Origin of the sequence: Pseudogracilibacillus sp. SO10305 (assembly GCF_037072005.1) — a bacterium.
Lineage (GTDB): Bacteria > Bacillota > Bacilli > Bacillales > Amphibacillaceae > Pseudogracilibacillus > Pseudogracilibacillus intestinigallinarum.
The window spans coordinates 178120-196954 of sequence record NZ_JAXHDE010000002.1; the positions used below are offsets into that span (position 1 = coordinate 178120).

At 36.7% G+C, this 18835-nt stretch carries 20 protein-coding genes; 6 read left to right on the top strand and 14 right to left on the bottom strand.

Features of this window, described 5'->3' with window-relative positions; all coding sequences use genetic code 11:
• Nucleotides 1-14: 14 nt before the first annotated feature.
• Both SPD45_RS03450 and SPD45_RS03455 read right to left on the bottom strand, forming a co-directional pair.
• Nucleotides 15-263: a glutaredoxin family protein gene (locus SPD45_RS03450; protein WP_336266273.1), complete on the bottom strand. Its 249-nt coding sequence runs from the start codon at nucleotides 261-263 to the stop codon at nucleotides 15-17.
• On the bottom strand, nucleotides 260-907 hold the full coding sequence (locus SPD45_RS03455; RefSeq protein WP_336266274.1) for an NUDIX hydrolase: 648 nt from the start codon (nucleotides 905-907) through the stop codon (nucleotides 260-262). Before SPD45_RS03455 ends, SPD45_RS03450 begins: the two co-directional genes overlap by 4 nt.
• 259 nt (nucleotides 908-1166) lie before the next feature.
• On the opposite strand from SPD45_RS03455, the gene uraA reads away from it, so the two are divergent.
• From uraA to SPD45_RS03475, 4 genes are all read left to right on the top strand, one after another.
• On the top strand, nucleotides 1167-2453 hold the full coding sequence (gene uraA / locus SPD45_RS03460; RefSeq protein WP_336266275.1) for a uracil permease: 1287 nt from the start codon (nucleotides 1167-1169) through the stop codon (nucleotides 2451-2453).
• A 335-nt stretch (nucleotides 2454-2788) separates the two neighbouring features.
• A complete protein-coding gene (locus SPD45_RS03465; RefSeq protein WP_336266276.1) occupies nucleotides 2789-3019 on the top strand; it encodes a hypothetical protein in 231 nt (76 codons plus the stop codon).
• 326 nt (nucleotides 3020-3345) lie between these two features.
• Nucleotides 3346-4497, top strand: a complete 1152-nt coding sequence (gene trpB, locus SPD45_RS03470) for a tryptophan synthase subunit beta (RefSeq protein WP_336266277.1) — start codon at nucleotides 3346-3348, stop codon at nucleotides 4495-4497.
• Between the two features lie 119 nt (nucleotides 4498-4616).
• Nucleotides 4617-5243: an RraA family protein gene (locus SPD45_RS03475; RefSeq protein ID WP_336266278.1), complete on the top strand. Its 627-nt coding sequence runs from the start codon at nucleotides 4617-4619 to the stop codon at nucleotides 5241-5243.
• 22 nt (nucleotides 5244-5265) lie between these two features.
• Here the strand turns inward: SPD45_RS03475 and SPD45_RS03480 are convergent, their stop codons facing one another.
• From SPD45_RS03480 to SPD45_RS03495, 4 genes are all read right to left on the bottom strand, one after another.
• Entirely contained in the window at nucleotides 5266-5466 is a 201-nt protein-coding gene (locus tag SPD45_RS03480) for a hypothetical protein (protein ID WP_336266280.1), read from the bottom strand.
• Nucleotides 5467-5488: 22 nt separating this feature from the next.
• Nucleotides 5489-5683, bottom strand: coding sequence for a hypothetical protein (locus SPD45_RS03485; RefSeq protein ID WP_336266281.1), 195 nt, complete (start codon nucleotides 5681-5683; stop codon nucleotides 5489-5491).
• 144 nt (nucleotides 5684-5827) lie between these two features.
• Complete coding sequence (locus SPD45_RS03490) at nucleotides 5828-7186, bottom strand: FAD-binding oxidoreductase (RefSeq protein WP_336266282.1); 1359 nt, start codon at nucleotides 7184-7186, stop codon at nucleotides 5828-5830.
• Between the two features lie 63 nt (nucleotides 7187-7249).
• Nucleotides 7250-7888 (bottom strand): phosphatase PAP2 family protein, encoded by a 639-nt coding sequence (locus SPD45_RS03495; protein ID WP_336266283.1) that lies wholly within the window; start codon nucleotides 7886-7888, stop codon nucleotides 7250-7252.
• 113 nt (nucleotides 7889-8001) lie between these two features.
• Here SPD45_RS03495 and SPD45_RS03500 point away from each other — a divergent pair, with 113 nt between their 5' ends.
• Nucleotides 8002-8268, top strand: coding sequence for a phosphocarrier protein HPr (locus tag SPD45_RS03500; protein ID WP_336266284.1), 267 nt, complete (start codon nucleotides 8002-8004; stop codon nucleotides 8266-8268).
• A gap of 299 nt (nucleotides 8269-8567) precedes the next feature.
• Here the strand turns inward: SPD45_RS03500 and nhaC are convergent, their stop codons facing one another.
• The 8 genes from nhaC to SPD45_RS03540 all read right to left on the bottom strand — a co-directional run bounded on the left by nhaC (nucleotide 8568) and on the right by SPD45_RS03540 (nucleotide 16668).
• The gene (nhaC, locus tag SPD45_RS03505; RefSeq protein WP_336266285.1) at nucleotides 8568-10013 is read right to left on the bottom strand and encodes a Na+/H+ antiporter NhaC; all 1446 of its coding nucleotides are present in this window, start codon (nucleotides 10011-10013) and stop codon (nucleotides 8568-8570) included.
• Nucleotides 10014-10207: 194 nt separating this feature from the next.
• Nucleotides 10208-11425, bottom strand: coding sequence for a dihydrolipoamide acetyltransferase family protein (locus SPD45_RS03510; protein ID WP_336266388.1), 1218 nt, complete (start codon nucleotides 11423-11425; stop codon nucleotides 10208-10210).
• 24 nt (nucleotides 11426-11449) lie between these two features.
• Nucleotides 11450-12466, bottom strand: a complete 1017-nt coding sequence (locus SPD45_RS03515) for an alpha-ketoacid dehydrogenase subunit beta (RefSeq protein WP_336266286.1) — start codon at nucleotides 12464-12466, stop codon at nucleotides 11450-11452.
• Nucleotides 12466-13524, bottom strand: a complete 1059-nt coding sequence (pdhA, locus tag SPD45_RS03520) for a pyruvate dehydrogenase (acetyl-transferring) E1 component subunit alpha (RefSeq protein WP_336266287.1) — start codon at nucleotides 13522-13524, stop codon at nucleotides 12466-12468. The genes SPD45_RS03515 and pdhA overlap by 1 nt, the downstream gene beginning before the upstream one ends.
• A gap of 20 nt (nucleotides 13525-13544) precedes the next feature.
• Nucleotides 13545-14684: a Glu/Leu/Phe/Val family dehydrogenase gene (locus SPD45_RS03525; protein ID WP_442961981.1), complete on the bottom strand. Its 1140-nt coding sequence runs from the start codon at nucleotides 14682-14684 to the stop codon at nucleotides 13545-13547.
• 12 nt (nucleotides 14685-14696) lie between these two features.
• The gene (locus SPD45_RS03530) at nucleotides 14697-15095 is read right to left on the bottom strand and encodes a thioesterase family protein (protein WP_336266289.1); all 399 of its coding nucleotides are present in this window, start codon (nucleotides 15093-15095) and stop codon (nucleotides 14697-14699) included.
• Between the two features lie 219 nt (nucleotides 15096-15314).
• Nucleotides 15315-15956, bottom strand: a complete 642-nt coding sequence (locus SPD45_RS03535) for a GntR family transcriptional regulator (protein WP_336266290.1) — start codon at nucleotides 15954-15956, stop codon at nucleotides 15315-15317.
• Nucleotides 15957-16083: 127 nt separating this feature from the next.
• Complete coding sequence (locus SPD45_RS03540; RefSeq protein ID WP_336266291.1) at nucleotides 16084-16668, bottom strand: nitroreductase family protein; 585 nt, start codon at nucleotides 16666-16668, stop codon at nucleotides 16084-16086.
• A gap of 216 nt (nucleotides 16669-16884) precedes the next feature.
• On the opposite strand from SPD45_RS03540, the gene pepF reads away from it, so the two are divergent.
• A complete protein-coding gene (gene pepF / locus SPD45_RS03545; RefSeq protein WP_336266292.1) occupies nucleotides 16885-18690 on the top strand; it encodes an oligoendopeptidase F in 1806 nt (601 codons plus the stop codon).
• The last annotated feature ends 145 nt before the right edge of the window (nucleotides 18691-18835 follow it).

An 18835-nucleotide genomic window follows, 5' to 3' on the forward strand; every position in this document is an offset into this window, starting at 1 on the left:
TTAAATCAATCCTTTTATTCCATTTCATTTTTAAGGAGCATTGCTTCCAAATTTTCAAACGTCAACTGTGTACTGTTAAGCTCTACGTCCCCAAGCTTCACAACGGGAATTTCAATTTGATATTTTTCCAACAATACATCGTCTTCATATATATCAATTTTTTCAATTAAAAATGGGTATACTGCTTGCATTGCTTCTAATAACACTTCCGCCTCATCACAAAGTAAACAATTTTCTTTCGTAAAAAATTGTACTTTTTTCATTTCATCGCTTCCTCTTCATCTACCATTACATCATGAATCATTTCTACAAAATGCCTGACAATTCTTGCTGTCAATCCCCAGATAACTTTATCTTCATATTGATAAAAGTATTCTTTTTTCGCTCTCGGTCGCCAATCATAATCTTTCCCACCATGAATAAGTTCATACGGGAAATCTTCTGATGGTACTGGTTGAAAGGTGATGTCATATACTGCCGGTGCGTGTTCCAAGAAATATGTTAACGGAACTGTAAACACTTCCGCTACTTCCTCTTTATTCATTTTCATATTAGAAAGTGAGCGAATTTTTCCGATGAACGGATAAATACAAGTACCAATATCTGAAATTATATAATCGAATGGAATGACGTCTTCTACTTCTGAAGCCGAAATTCCTAACTCTTCGGTCGTTTCACGTATCGCACAATGTTTTGCTGATCGATCTGTTTCATCTATTTTCCCACCTGGAAAACAAACATCCCCAGGTTGACTACGCATGTCATAGGAGCGAACTTCAAACAATAGATGGATTCCATCTGCTTGTTCCACTAATGGAATTAAAATAGCTGACTGTCGATATTGTTTTTCTCCCATCATTCTCGGTTCTCTTTTAGTAAAGCTGTCTAAAATTCTCTTTATATCCAACAGACTCCCTCCCATTCTCTTATGTTTCATTATATATGTATCCCTTACATTTTTAAACTAGCAATTCTTTGTTGTTATTTTCAATAGAATGTGTACAATTAGTAATGGATAGAAATTATCCTTTAATTTGGTCCTGTGAGGCTAACAAGGTGAACGAAATGATACATATTTTGTAACGTCAACATGTATACACCTTGAGAGAGGTGTATTTTTTTGCAAAAAATCGTTCACTCAAAAATAATAATTGGAGTGAAGTAAGATGGCAAAGAACGGAGAAATTCAAGTACATGAACGCCCACCATTACAACAGAGCGTTCCATTAGGTATCCAACATTTATTCGCAATGTTTGGTTCCACTGTTTTAGTTCCTATTTTATTCGGCATTAACCCTGCAATTGTTTTATTAATGAATGGGGTCGGAACATTAATTTATTTATTCATTACGAAAGGGAAAATTCCTGCATATTTAGGTTCAAGTTTTGCATTTATCTCCCCTGTCCTCGTCGTATTAGGGAAATATAATGGAGAAGAAGGATTCGGTTATGCGCTCGGTGGATTTTTAATCGTCGGTATCGTTTTAACGATTGTCGGTATATTAATTAAATTCATCGGGACAAGCTGGATTGACATTGTTTTCCCACCAGCAGCAATGGGAGCAATCGTTGCAGTAATTGGATTAGAACTTGTACCGGTTGCAGCAGAAATGGCGGGATGGATTCCAGCCGCAGACGCACCAGCAGATTGGGTAATGGATAAGACAGATGCCCTTGTAGCATTGTTAACTTTATTACTTACGATAGTGTTTTGGGTGACGATGCGTGGCTTTTTAAAAATTATTCCGATTTTGCTCGGAATTACTGCAGGATATATTATCGCCTATTTCTTCGGTATTCTTGATGTATCAGCAGTAGATAAAGCAACTTGGCTTACTACACCAGAGTTTTATACGATGAAATTTGACTGGACAGCGGCACTGATCATTTTACCAGCGGCACTCGTTTTAATACCAGAACATATCGGACATTTATTCGTCACGAGTAACATCGTCGGAAAAGATTTAACAAAAGATCCTGGACTTGATCGTTCCTTCATTGGAAATGGTGTATCAACGATGATTTCTAGTTTCTTCGGTTCTACACCTAACACAACATATGGTGAAAATATCGGTGTACTAGCAATTACTCGCGTGTACTCCACATATGTCATTGGAATAGCAGCTATTATGGCGATCCTTCTATCCTTTATCGGAAAATTAGCAGCTTTAATTCAGTCGATTCCAACACCTGTCATGGGTGGGATTTCATTATTGTTATTCGGAATCATTGCTGCGAGTGGGATTCGTATGCTTGTAGAAGCAAAAATTGATTATTCTAAATCACAAAACTTAATCTTAACATGTGTCGTCTTAGTTATCGGTATTAGTGGTGCATCCCTTCAAATTGGAGAAGCATCTTTAACAGGAATGGGACTAGCTACAGTCGTTGCGATCGCATTAGGATTATTTTTTAAAGTACTAGATTTATTGAAACTATCGAATGAATCTTAATGGCATGGAAATAGAAAAGATAATTCTAGATTCGTCATCATCGTTTTGGCGCTTTGCTAGCTAGAGTTACAATCGTCTTATTAGCATCTTCCTTCCTTGTATTTTCAGCAAGAAAGGAGGATGCTTTTTTTAAGCATTTGAAAACTTCTCTGCACTACCGAAGGTTCTAAGTAGCTTAATGATTTTTGATCGCCGGACAAATTAAAAGCACAAATATGAAAACTAGGTAATTGCAAAAATCTGGTCCGAAGTTGCAAGAATACAGCCCAAGGTTGCAAGATTACGGCACGAAGTTGCAAGAATACAACACGAACTTGCAAGAATAAAGCCCGAAGTTGCAAGATTACGACACGAAGTTGCAAGAATGCAGCCCAAAGTCGCAAGATTACGGCATGAAGTTGCAAGAATACAACCCAAAGTTGCAAGAATACAACACGAACTTGCAAGATTACAGCCCAAGGTTGCAAGATTACGGCATGAAGTTGCAAGAATACAACCCAAAGTTGCAAGATTACGGCCCGAAGTTGCAAGAATACAACCCCAAACCAGCAAGAACGCAACCATAAACCCCAATCAGCTCCCCCGCAAAATAGAAACAGGAAGTTGTGAGGTAGAAGAATAGGAAGAATCAAAAATCAAATCCAGGAACATATAAAAAACCAGCAAAAACTAAAAGATGATGATATAAGCAATTAACTAACGTGATTTGGAGAGTACAATCCATTTACAGGACAACGATGATATTTTGTAATTCTATCCTTCTATAAGTCTAAAAAATGTGACAAATCAATTTACTTCTCAATACATAAGTCTCCATAAAACTTTCAGAATTATTGGTATTTTCCTACTTTTACATTATAATAAAATTTGTACATAAAAAGGAGTGGTGAAAATGACAAATGGTTTATTTGGTGAATTTGGTGGAAGTTATGTTCCAGAAGATTTACAAGTAGTATTGAACCAATTAACAGAAGCATTTGAAACATATAAAGATGACCCTGAATTCCAGAGTGAATTTAATTATTATGCAAAAAACTTTATCGGACGCGATAATCCATTAACATTTGCGAAAAATTTAACAGAAAAAATTGGTGGCGCCAAAATTTATTTAAAACGTGAAGATTTGAATCATACTGGTGCACATAAAATCAACAATGTAATCGGGCAAATTTTACTTGCAAAAAGAATGGGAGCAACAAGAATTATTGCTGAAACTGGCGCTGGACAACATGGTGTAGCAACTGCTACCGCTTGTGCAATGTTTAATATCCCTTGTATCATCTACATGGGAAAAACAGATATGGAACGTCAAGCATTAAATGTGTTTCGCATGGAATTACTCGGTGCAGAGGTTGTCCCTGTAACTGCAGGACAAGGTCGTTTAAAAGATGCTGTTGATGCAGCATTAAACGATTTAATCGAAAACTATGCACATACATTTTATTTAATCGGTTCTGTCGTTGGACCACATCCGTTCCCATCGATGGTCAAACATTTCCAATCGATCATTAGTGAGGAAGCAAAAGCACAAATATTAGAGGTAGAAGGAAAATTACCAACAGCTGTCGTCGCTTGTGCTGGTGGTGGAAGTAATGCGATCGGCGCATTTGCACACTTTATCGACGATGAAAATGTACGCCTCATTGGTGTCGAGCCGAAAGAAGCCCCAACATTGACAGAAGGGGTACCAGCTGTCCTACACGGATTCAAATGTTTCACATTGCTTGATGAGGATGGAAATCCAGCTCCAACTTATTCGATTGCTGCTGGTTTAGATTACCCAGGAATTGGGCCAGAGCATAGTTATCTAAAGCAAACGGGGCGTGCCGAATATGTTGCGGTAACAGGTGATGAAGCATTAGAAGCATTCAAATTACTCTCTCGTATTGAAGGAATTATTCCTGCATTAGAAAGCTCCCATGCTATTGCCTATGCTACAAAATTAGCGAAAGATTTAGACTCGGATGATATTATTATCGTAAACTTATCTGGGCGTGGCGACAAGGATGTGGACCAAGTATTTGAAATGGAAAAAGGAAAATAAACTTCTTTCCAAAGTACATTTTTCGAAAAAAGACATTCTGTTCTATAACAAATTAATTGATTTTTCAAATATTTCTCGTTTATAATAAAATAAACTATGAAAATAAAGGAGAATTCTATATGCCATCTGTTGTAGAACAATTAAAGGAATTACCGACAACTGCCATTTCCGACGTACTAAAAGGTTTGAATAATATCGATCCCAACATAAAACCTTTGAAAGATACATATAAGATTGCTGGTGAAGCATTCACTGTGCAAACCGCTGTCGGTGATAATTTAGCATTGTTAACCGCTTTAAAAGAAGCAAAACAAGGAGACATTTTAGTCGTTGATGTAAAAGGAGATACTTACCGTGCTGTTGCCGGCGATTTTGTCGTTGCAATGATGCAAACAATGGAACTCGGTGGACTTGTCGTTGATGGTGCAGTGAGAGATGTGATCGATATTAAACGATTAAATTTCCCTGTATTTGTCCGCAACACGACGACTGCTTCTGGAAGTAAAAACGGTCCTGGTGCAACGAATATTCCGATTTCTTGTGGCGGTATGCATGTAAACCCAGGTGATATCATTGTTGGGGATGTAGATGGAGTTGTTGTGATTCCAAAAGATAGAGCAGAAGAAGTATTGACAGGCGCAAAACAAAAAGTAGCAAATGATGAAGAACGTGAAGCAAAAATTTTAGGTAACAAAGAAGCAGTTATTGAATACGTTAATGGCATGATTGCTAAAAGTAAAAAATAAATAAACAACCGAAATGAAAGCATCATCGCTTTTCATTTCGGTTTTTCTTCCTTTCATCATGCCGTCTATCTAATGTTAAAAACAACCAATAAAAAAATGCAGTTAAAATACCTTGCCAAATAATGTCCATTTTTAATGGTTTTCCTAAAAACAACTTCATCCCAGCTAATATAATAATAAAAAATACAGCAAACAAGATGGATTGCTTTACAATTTTCTGCAAAAGAAACCCTCCAAAACTCGAATTAGAACTTATGTGTTTTTCTTTCTTTTCGCGTTTTTAACCGAATCCATCCGTAAAAGAAATAGAGTACCGCAAACACAATAGCGATGCGAAGAGGTGTTAAAAATGTTACATCACGTAACGGCAAACGCCCGACATAAGCAATACCAAAAAATAAAGCGCCATATATAAAGCTTTCTATAATTAATTTACGCAATGAATCCACCTCACTAATTTTTACCCTCTACATACACATATAAACATAGATATTTCCTACATCATTTGAAAGGAAATTTTACCATAAATAAATTTGGAATGAAACCATTACAAAAAAGCGCCTATATGTATAGACGCTTTTTGATTACATAAAAATTTTACCTGGGTTTAAAATATTACTTGGATCAAGTACTTGTTTCATGCTCTTCATGACATCCACGGCATCTCCATGTTCTTGGCGTTGGAATGCTTTCTTTCCTATTCCTACTCCATGTTCGCCAGTACAAGTTCCTCCTAGTTCAATTGCTTTTCTAGCAATTTTTTCTGTCACTTCTAATACTTTTGATTTTTCTTCTTCATTTTCTTTTTCAAACGTTAAAAATGTATGGAAGTTCCCGTCTCCAACATGGCCTAAAATTCCTCCATGAATATGGTATCCATCCATTAATTCACGTGTGTAATGAATAATGACCGGTAATTTTGATATTGGTACACAAACGTCTGTAATGAAATAGCTAATCCCTTGCTGATGTTGGTAGGCATATGCCATTTCATGTCGGGCACGCCATAATTCATTCCGCTCTTTTGTTGTCGTAGCAACAGCCCAATTATCACAGCCAATATCCTCCATTAATTCTTTCACGACTGCTACTTGTGCATCAACCGTATCTTTCGTTCCTGCAAACTCAAAGAACAAGGAATGTTGTTCCGGAAACGTATAATCACCATAAGCATTTACAGTTTTGATACTCGTATCATCGACCAATTCCATTCTCGTAATCGAAATGTCATTCGCCAATACCGCGTATGCCCCTTCCGCACATTCTTCCACTGTAGGGAATGTGCACCGTGCCGCTATAAGATATTCTGGAATACCGAATAATTTTAATGTAATTTTCGTAATAATCCCAAGTGTTCCCTCTGAACCGGTAAAAAGTCCAGTTAAACTATATCCCGAAGAAGTTTTCTTCGCTTTTGTTCCAGTATGAATGACACGTCCGTCCGCTAAAACTACTTCTAAATCAAGAATACAATCTCGCATTGAACCGTAACGAACAGCTGTCGTACCGCTCGCATTTGTTGCTGCCATTCCGCCAATTGTTGCATCTGCCCCTGGATCGATTGGAAATTGTAAACCATATTTATTTATTTTTTCATTTAACATCGTCCTCGTAATTCCCGGTTCAACTGTCACCGTCATATCTTCTGGCGAAAATTCGATCACTTGATTCATTCTTTCTAAATTTAAAGATATCCCTTTTTCCATTGGAATTACTTGCCCTTCTAATCCTGAACCAAAGCCATAAGCCGTAACTGCTACAACCTGTTCGTTCGCAATATGTAAAATTTGTTGAATATCTTCTGTCGATTCTGGAAAACAGACGACATCTGGTAAAACAGGGTCGTGTGATGACTCGTCACGACTATGTCGATATAATTCTGATTCTGATGTAGAAATTTGATCTTTACGCAACACTTTCTCTAATATATCTTTTATTCCCACCGTGCTTCTCCCCTTTACCTTTTTACATATATTTATTTTATCATAGGCGATGAAAAAATGCGTTTATTTTCTGAAAACTTCCGCGGATTTTTCATACAATCGAACGAAGGCAATATATATCATATATCCTAAACCATATCCAACCATCACATCTGTTAAAAAGTGGACATGGATGATATATCGACTAATTCCAATAAGCGTTATGAATGTTATCGCAACAATATAAATGAAATGACGCACCCCATCTAGTTGCCATTTTTTCGTTAAAAAATATGCAACTAACAAATAGCAGACAATCGGCACCATTGCATGACCAGATGGAAAACTAAACCCAACCGCATCTAATGTTGGTTCAATGCTCGGTCGTTCTCTCTGAATGATAAGTTTTATTCCTCTATTCAATAAATGACTCGATATAATCGCACTAACCAAAACAGCTGTCGGGATGATGGAGCGGAATAAAAAGATGAAACATACACTCATAATAATAACAAAAGGGATGAGCCAGCTCTTAGAACCTAATACTGTTATGTTCGCAAAAAAAGTATAAACAATGGTATGTTCGAATAATGGAACGAATGGTTGTGTAAGTTGATCTAATAGCGGTTCCATATGCAAAACTGCAATTTGAAATGTCCAAGTTAAAATAAAGATGGAAAGAATAAGGACAGAGAGGAATTTTATTTTATGACTTTTATTCATTTTACCCTCCAAATAGTATAATTAATTGTAGTTTTATGGTAATCTTATAATACTATAGATGTTTCAACGATGTCGAACACAATATAAAATAATGGTAGAAAGGAATATGTGCGATGATTACAAAACAATTTACAATTACAGCAGATGTTGGACTACATGCTCGACCTGCAACACAACTCGTACAACAAGCGAGTAGATACTCTTCAGAAGTAGAATTAAAATATAAAGAAAAGAAAGTGAATGTTAAGTCGATTATGGGCGTCATGTCACTTGGTCTTGCAAACGGCGCAGAGTTCGAATTAATTGTAGACGGACCAGATGAAGAAGAGGCAATACAAGGCTTAGAAAACTTATTAAATAAAGAAGGTATTGCAAAATAATTTTGGCACCAATCCTAAAGAGGGGTTTGGGACATACAAGTTTGAACACGAACAAGTCATATGAATCACTTCAAAAATGTACAACACTTTTCCAAGATTCTTTCGTGTTTCGTCTTAACTTTTTATGTTTCTGGACCTCTTTTTTGTTTGCCTCCATATTTTAGTAAGTTACCTATAAAACTACATATGAAAATTAATATAATCCACAATAAAGACGTACGAAACTATTTTTTATAAAATGTCACAAAAAACACCCACACAACCTCCTTTATAACAAGGATATTGTGTAGGTATTCTTTTTATGCTAATGCATCTTCATTTGTCGCTTGCAACGCTTCTTGTTCCGCTTCTAATTTTTCCTCTTCCGTTAAGTAAGTTAGTGTTTTGCCTGTAAATCCATAAAATACTGTTAAAATCGGACTTAATAAACAGAAGAATGCAAATGGTAAGTAAGCCAATGTTGATACACCTAATACAGTCGTTATAAACACCCCACATACACTCCAAGGAACGAGTGGATTGACAACTGTTCCAGCATCTTCTGAAACCCGAGCTAAATTAATATTATGAAGGCCAACCTTTTTATATTGTGGCGCGTAAGATTCCCCTGTAAGCAAAACAGATAAATATTGTTCTCCAATTAATACGTTAATCCCAATTGCCGTTAATGCAGATGATAAAATAACCGAGCGAACTTTTTGTAATTTCGCTTCAATGGCTGACAATAGTTGTGGCACAATCCCTAATGTAAATAATAAACCACCTAAACTTAAAGCTAATAACACAATCCCAATTGTAAAGAACATCGATTCCATTCCACTACGTGTAAGCAATGCATCTACTTCTTCTATACCTGTTTCAGAAACATATCCGCCATATAATATACCAATGATATCTCCTAATGAACGTACTTCATTAAAAAATGAAATAATGATTGCCGCTAAAGAGCCTAGAGCTAACGATAAAATGGCCGGCATTTTTCGGATAGAACAAATGATCAATACAGCAATTGGAATGACACCTGCATACCAACTTACAAGTCCTGTATCAAGCAACCCTGCTTGAAATGTATACATTGCATCAAAATCTGCTCCCGTAATATTCGGCGATAAAACTGCAAATAAAATAAGTGAAATAATAAACGCTGGAATAGTTGTCCATCCCATATTTCGAATGTGATCAAATAAATCAACTTTTAGTACAGACGAAGCCATGTTCGTCGTATCTGATAATGGGGACATTTTATCTCCAAAAAACGCCCCTGAAACAACCGCACCAGCTGTCATAGCAAGTGATATATCTAATGTACTTGCAATACCGATAAACGCCACTCCAACTGTACCAACCGTTGTCAATGAACTACCGATACTAATCCCGATAATGGACGCAACGACAAATACAATCGCTAGGAAAAATTTCGGTGTTACTAAATTAAAGCCGAAATATACTAATGTCGGAATTGTTCCACCAATCATCCAAGCACTAATTAAAATCCCGATAAAGAAGAAAATTAATGTTGCTGCAATTCCTACTTTTGCTCCTTCCGTAATTCCTTCTTCCATATCTTTATATGCGACTTTCTTTATAAAACCGTACACAATTAAAAATAGTACAGCAAAAATAATTGGAATATGTGGTACTGTTTCTAAGAAAATGATACTAAAACTCATAATGAAAATAATTACTGCCGAAACAAATATCGCTTCAATTGTTGATGGCATTTGAACAGCTTTAATTCGGAACATATAACGAACCCCTCACTTTATTTATATTGTCACACTATTTTAAGCAATATTTTTAATATCATATCACTTGTGAACGCTTACATTAAAGTCATAATCCTTAAAATTGGCAAGCAAAAAGAGACAGACGTTAAAATCGCATATATTCACTCATATTTTTGCTGTTTTTTTCTCGCTGTCTCTTTTGGCAAATGTCCTTATGTTAATTCAATTAATAATGTTGTCGGTTCCTCTAAAAGTTCGACGAAACGATTCGTAAAACGAACAGAGTCTGCCCCGTCTGCTACACGGTGATCAAATGATAACGAAATATTCATCATCGAACGAATAGCAATTTCCTCATTTTCTAACACGACAGGGACCTTTTTCGTTTTATGAAATGCCATGATTGCTGTCTGTGGATGATTAATAATCGGTGTTGCTGCTATACCACCTAATGGCCCAACATTACTAATGGTAAAGGTTCCATATTGCATGTCAGATGATTGTAATTTCCCTTGTTGTGCCTTTTCTGTTAGCATCTTCATTTCTTCATGAATCACCTTCATCGATTTTCTTTCAATATGTTGTAAAACTGGAACGAGTAATCCTTGTTCTGTATCTGTTGCTAATCCGATATTCGCATATTTTCGAAGACGGATTACATCATTTTCTTCGTCCAATTGTGCATTGAAAACTGGATATTCTTTTAATGCAATTGCTAATGCCTTCAAGAAAAATGCCACGATAGACACATTCTCTCCACGTGCTTTTAATTGTTGACGCACTTTTAATAAGTTAGTAACATCCACCTCCTCATAATGTGTTACATGTGGAATAGTTTGAACAGAATGTGTTAAGTTTTTAGCAATTTGTTTTCGAATTCCGTTAAATGGGATTGTTTCCTCTAATGCTTCTACATCCACTTGTACTTGTTGTACATCACTTATCGGTGTACTCTCTTTCACTTCACCATTTGCAAAATTTCGAACATCTTCTTCCGTAACCCGCCCGTCCTTTCCAGTTCCAGTCACCTGTTCAATGTCTACTTCTAACTCACGGGCAATTTTTCGCGTATATGGTGCAGCTTTTACATGATTAATTCGCTTTTCACCTTGAAATAATGTGACAACTTTTTCTTGCCGCTTTTGTGTCACGTCATTTTTTTCTTTATCAATAGTAACTGTTTCATTCACTACTCGTTTTTTCTCTACACTATCAATGTCAATAATTGTGGAACCGACTGTCACAACTTCTCCAACAGCACAATGAATTTTTTCTATTACTCCTGCGACAGGTGAGGGAATTTCGGCAACCATTTTATCTGTTTGAACTTCCACTAGAGGCTGATCGACCTTTACAGTATCTCCTTCTTCAATAAAGTAATGAACGATTTCTCCCTCTGTCATACCTTCTCCAATGTCATGAAATTTCACTTCCAATCATGTCACCCCCCTTGATTAAAAATCGACTACTTTTTGTATAGCATCTTTCACACGATGAACAGTTGGTAAATATTCATTTTCAATAGAAAAAAGTGGCACTGGAACATCAAATCCTGTCACTCTTTCAATCGGCGATTTTAAATATAGAAACGATGTATCATTAATAACAGATGTTATGTCACTACCTACTCCACCTGTTCCATGCCCTTCATGGACGATAATCGCTCGACCTGTTTTTTGGACGGATGTTGCAATGATCTCTTTATCTAATGGATACAATGTACGTAAATCGATGACATCACACGTAATTCCATTTTCGCGCATTTCATCTGCAGCCTTTTCTGCAATTGGTACCATAGCTCCCCAAGTAAAAATGGATACTTCTTCCCCTTCCTGTAATAAAGCACCTTTTCCTATATCTACCGTATATTTTTCTTGTGGTACTTCCTTTCTTTCTCCACGATATAAGCGCATCGGTTCTAAAAATAATACTGGATCTGGATCCTCGATCGCACTAATGAGCAGGCCCTTTGCATCATACGCATTTGATGGAACGACAACTTTAATTCCAGGCATATGTGTAAAAAATGCTTCCACACTATCAGAATGAATTTCTGGTGAGCGAACGCCTGCCCCATATGGTGCACGTATAACCATTGGAACAGAATAATGGCCCATCGTCCGTGCACGAGTCCTCGTTACATGTGTTGCAATTTGTTCAAAAGCCGGATAAATAAACCCTAGAAATTGAATTTCTACAACTGGACGTAAACCATTTAACGCCATACCGACTGCTGTTCCAACAAAACCCGCTTCACTTAATGGTGTATCAATGACACGATTAGCTCCAAATTCTTCTTGTAATCCATCTGTTGCACGGAATACACCACCATTTACACCAATATCTTCTCCGAGCAAAAGTACATTCGAGTCATCCGCTAATTTTTCCCGTAAACCATCTGTAACTCCTTGAATAAGGGTCATTTCTTTTATTTCTTTCGCCTGTTTCTTCTCATTACTCATTAATACCATTATGCGCCACCCCCTAATAGCATCTTTTTTTGTTCTTCAATCGTCCAAGGCATCTCCTCAAAGACATAATCAAACATATGTGCGGGATCTGCCTTTTCATAAGCTTCCATACGATCAATTGCATCATTTAATTCTTCTTCAATTTCCGCTTCTATCTTTTCAACCCATGTTTCATCCCACAGACCGTTGTTTTTCATAAAACGTTCTAAGCGTAAAATTGGATCTTTTTCTTCTTTTACATCATTAATACTCTCTTGATTACGATATTTCGTCGGATCATCTGCAGTCGTATGTGGACCAAATCGAATCGTTACTGCCTCAATTAACGTCGGTCCCCCTCCGTTACGAGCACGTTCGAGTGCTTCTTGTACTGCTATATATACAGAGAAAACGTCCATTCCATCGACCCGAACCCCCGGAATTCCATATGCTACAGCTTTTTGAGCAACTGTCTCAGAATTCATCTGTTTTTCAATCGGAACTGATATCGCGTATCCATTATTTTGGTTAAAAAAGACGACAGGTGCTTTAAATACACTCGCAATATTGATCCCCTCATGAAAATCTCCTTCAGATGTTGCACCATCACCAAAATACGCAATCGTTGCATTTTTCGTCCCTTTATACTGCTCTGCCATCGCCGCACCAGTAGCATGTGGTAACTGTGTGGCAATCGGAATTGCCGCTGGGAATATTTTCTTCGTTAATGAAGGTACACATCCTTCCACTCGCCCATTCCAATGTAGTAATAACCGATCCATATCTGCACCAAACGTTAATGTTGCCCCATGATCCCGATATGTTGGAAACATAAAATCATCTTCCCCTAACGCTAAAGCACTTCCTACTTGTGATGCCTCCTGCCCATAAAACGGCACATATGTCCCAATCCTACCTTGACGTTGTAAGGCGACACCTTTTTTATCGTACGTTCGCAAACGCATCATATGGTAATAAAAATGTTTCACTTGTTCCTCTGTGACATATTCTTTATATTTCTCATCGACTAATTTTCCCGCTTCATCTATTATCACACGTAATGGAAACTGTTCCTTCATTTGGGCCACCCCTTCTCTTTTTATTCACGTACTTGCCACTTCGGTCTACGATCACGGCTATAAAAATTGTTGCGATGCCTTTGTTCTAACAATGTTTTTTCACATTTTATATTTGCAGCTTCTTCTGTCGTTATTCCATTATTTGTCGCGACTTTATAAACGTCTAACAACGTATCATAAATCGCTTTCGTCTTCCATAACACTCTTTCCGCATTAGGTTCATATAACTCATCTGATACTTGGATTAACCCACCTGCATTTACAATATAATCTGGAGCATACAAAATCCCCTTTTCACGTAATTTCATTGCCATATCCGGTGTTGTTAATTGGTTATTCGCTGAACCAACAACAGCATCAACTTTTAAAGATGCAATGGTCGTTTCGTTTAAAATTGACCCCATTGCACACGGTACAAAAATATGTGCATCGACTTCATAAATTTCTTCACTTCTTACGACATGTACTTTTGTTCCGTGCATTTTTCCTTTTTCAACAATTCGTTCGATCGCCTCATCAAAAATATCTGTCACATATAATGTTGCACCTTGTTCCATTAAATGTTCAGCAACTTTATAACCCACTTTTCCTAATCCTTGAATCGCATAGGATTTATCGCCTAATGTGTTACTCCCGTATAAATAATCATTCGTCGCTTCTAATGCATACACGACACCTTTTGCAGTTGGGATAGATGAATCGCCACTACCACCATATGCTTTAGGGACACCGTTAATAAAATTCGTTTCTTTTAGGGCGTGAACAAAATCATCCATCGTCGTTCCCATATCTGTTCCTGTATAAAAACGCCCATTTAAAGCATCAACATATTGAGCGAATGCACGAAATAATGCTGGTGATTTATCTGTTTTTGGGTCCCCTATAATAACAGCCTTCCCTCCACCAAAATCCAAATCTGCTGCAGCACATTTTTTCGTCATACCTTCTGACAAACGCAACACATCTTCTAATGCATCGTCCACCGTTTCATACGGGTACATACGCGTACCACCCAATGCTGGTCCGAGCGTTGTATCGTGAATCGCGATAATTGCTTGTAAACCCGTCACCGGATCATTACAGAACACTACTTGTTCATGTTCGGACATTTTTTCAAAAATAGACGGAGTCAGTTTTTGTTTTTCTAATTGTTGCATCATCCATTCCCCTTTTTATTTATTTGTCTTTTCATAAAACAGTTCTTTCGCTTTTTCTTTTGCTACGATTGCTTGCACTACTTTTCCTTCCCCAATTAAACCTTCGTCATTATGAATCGTAATATCTGTCGTTAACCTATTCGGTTTAATATTTGTAACAGTCGCAGTTAAAGTTACTTTCGAACCTTCTAATGATGGTGCTAAATGTTTCACAACCACTTCCGCTCCCATACCTACCTCATCTTCTTCTAAGTGAGGCAATAGTAGTTTATATGCAACCCACTCCATATGGTAGACCATTGAAACGGTTGAATATGTCGGATGGATGAGCTTTTCCCCAAATTTTGCAAACATTTCTTCCGTTACGGTAAAGCTCATCTGTTCTTGAATGCCTTCCTGTAAACTATCTTTCACGCTTCTCCCTCCATTAAATTCATGTATACGCTTTCAACTTCTACCAAAAGTATATACCGTTGACCGTCGACCGTCAACGATAAATCATATATTATTATATATGTATTTCATATATAATATTCGGTAAATGATGCAATTTATATATAAGTAGTAAAGGAAACTCTTTCATCAGCACGAAAAATGCCTTCGCGATGATTTGTATCTCGCAAAGGCACCATATTAATTTTTTAACTGTTGTAAAATACCGTCCAACCCTCTTTGTACATGTTGCTTCATCGTTTCAGTTGCTCGTACAACATCTTTTTGTTCCATATATAATAATATTTTTTCATGCTCATCAATCAAAGTCGGATAAAACGTCGTTTTTACCATGGAATTACGCATATAATGAATTTTTGTTTTAATCGTTTCTAATAATTGGATTAAATGACTATTTCCAGATGCATTTGTAATAATTGTATGAAACTGTTGGTCTAGTTGTTTCAATTGCATCCCATTATTTAAATAGCGTTCTGTCTCTTCCATATTATTTTTTAACTTTATGAAGGTTTCTTCTGTACCATGTTCTATCGCAAGTTGAACGGCTAAAGCTTCTAAACTTTGTCGACATTGAAAAATTTCAATAATATCTTGTACAGACGGTTCATAAACGACAATAAAATTCCCTTTATGTTCGAGCAGGCCATCATGGACTAATAAACGGATTGCTTCCCTCACTGGTGCACGACTAATTCCAAGCTGTTTTGCAATTTGTGACTCAACAATTCGTTCAGACGGTTTACGTTCACCATCCATAATTGATTTTTTTAAAATCTGATATACTTGCAAATGAAGTAATTCAGGCTTTACAATCTCTCCCAATGATGCACCCCCTCTATGTATGTCATTTTATAATATAGTGTACTATAATTATCGTAAAAGTGACATTAATTCCAATATTATAGTAAAATTATACCGATTGTTTTAGCTGATCCATGAAATAGATACATTATTCCCTCGTACGACAAAATTGTAATTTCTGTTCAATATTCGTTCTCCCTTTGGACACTGGCACTTTTTCTGGGTATCCCATTTGTAAAACGGCCGCAATTTTCACTTCTTGCGGAGACAACCCTAAATCTTTTGCAAAACCTTCCTCATGCATCGACGGAGTAATCGTCCATAACACACCAACACCATACTCCCACGCTGCAAGCTGTACATTTTGTATAAATGCGCAAACAGCTGCATATTCTTCTTCATATCGAACGGGATCTTCTTCAATCGGAAAATAAATAAGTACATGATGTGGAATATCGAATAAAAACTGACGAATGGAATGGATTGTTTTTCGTGCCTTTTCTGTCCCATCTTTTTTTAACACGCCTAAACGAACATAACTATCAATCGTCGCCTGAATGATTCGTTGTTTTCCTTCATTTTCATATACAATTACATTCCATGGTTCTTTCATATAATGGGTCGGTGCCCAAGTTCCATATGTGAAAATTTCTTTCAGTATATGAGGCGGAACATTTTCTTTTTTAAATGAATGAATAGATCTTCTCTCTTTAATCGTCTGTAAAATCGTCACGGAATCCCCCTCTACATAGCTATCATTATGTTATATTATAGCACGATTTATCGGATCAGTTCGTTTGCATTATTTTTATAAGGATGGATGAATTCCTTGCCTTCTAAATAAATTTTCGATCAATAATTCAGCTTAATTTCAGTATATTCGTATAATTTTTTCTCGTTTTCGTTTACACTATTAGTAAGAGCGTTGTTTTTAGAAGGGATGAAGGAAATGTCAAAAATATTAAAACGACACGAAGTAGACGAAGTGACAACATGGGATGTTACATCCTTATTTAAAGATGAAACATTATTTGAAGCAGAACTTGTTTCTGTCGTAGACGATGTCGAAACTGTACTTCAATATAAAGGGAAATTACATGAGGATGCGGAGCATTTATTCGGTGCGATTAAAACATTAGAAACATTGCAAGAACGACTTGTCCGGCTTTCTACATATGCAATGCTACAAATAAGTGCTGATGGAACGAATCCGATACACCAAGCAAATGCAGCAAAAGTATCTGCTAGCTTTGCTGATATCGCGGGAAAACTAGCATTTTTCGAACCAGAAATTTTAGCAATCGATGAAACAACTATTCATCAATATTTGGAAGAAGAACAACAATTACAACCATATAAAAAAATGTTAGAAGACATTTTAGCAAAAAAACCGTACACACTTTTACCAGAGGTGGAGGAAGTACTTGCTTCATTAAGCGATGTGCTTGATGCACCATATATGATTTATGAGCGAAGTAAATCATCTGATATGACATTTAAATCTTTTGTAGACGTTTTAGGAAATACACGTCCAATGTCAGAAGCTCTGTATGAAGACGAATATGAAATGGCAACACGCTCTAATGTTCGAAAACTAGCTTACGATCGCTTCGTTGAAACATTTGATCGTTATAAAAATACATATGCAGCAACATATGCAACGGAAGTACAAAAACAAGTAACATTAGCAAAGGTACGGGGATATGACTCTGTCATTGATATGCTTTTACACGGGCAACAAGTAACGAAAACAATGTATGAAAATCAATTAAATATTATTCAAGAAGAGCTTGCACCACATATGCGTCGTTTAGCAAAACTAAAAGAAAAAATTTATCAATTAGATAAAATTCGCTTTTGTGATTTAAAAGCTCCCATTGATCCTGATTTCGAACCGACGATTTCATTTGAAGAAGCCGAAAAAAATATTGTTGCTGCTTTAGAACCTTTAGGTATAGAATACAGTGCAATAATGAAAAAAGCTTTCTCTGACCGTTGGATTGATTATGCATCAAATGTCGGGAAACAATCTGGTGCATTTTGTGCAAGTCCATATGGAGCACATCCATACATTTTATTAACATGGACAGGAAATGCACGTGGTATGTTTACGTTAGCACATGAACTTGGACATGCCGGACATTTTTATTTAGCGAATGAACATCAAACATTGTTCAATACAGAACCGTCCACCTATTTCGTTGAAGCACCATCCACGATGAATGAACTGTTATTAGCGGAACATCTAATGAAACAAACAGATGACCCGCGTATGAAACGTTGGATTATTAGTGCTTTACTTGATACGTATTACCATAATTTCGTCACTCATTTATTAGAAGGTGCTTTCCAACAAAGAGTGTATACTTTAGCTGAAGAGGGTGTCCCTTTAACAGCAGATGTATTATGCGAAGAAAAAGAGGCTGTAATCCGCAATTTCTGGGGTGATACTGTAGAACTAGATAAAGGGGTTGGCCTAACTTGGATGAGACAACCGCACTATTATATGGGCTTATATCCATACACCTATTCTGCGGGATTAACTGTAGCAACCGCTCAATTACAAAAAATGAAACGTAATGAAGATGATGCAATCCATCGTTGGTTAGAAGTATTACGTGCAGGTGGTACGAAAAAACCGGTTGATTTAATTAATATGTTAGAAATCGATATGACAACGACGGTGCCAATTAAAGAAGCAGTCGCCTATGTTGGTAAATTGATTGATGAACTCGAAAAGAGTTTTGCACCATAATGAATAGGTCGTCCACAATGGTAGTTTTGTGGACGACTTTTTACATGACGTACGATTTTTAGCTTAAAATCGTAAATATTTCAGATTACTTTTTCGGCATGCAATAATAATGAACTGAATTTTTGACACTGTTTGCACACATACC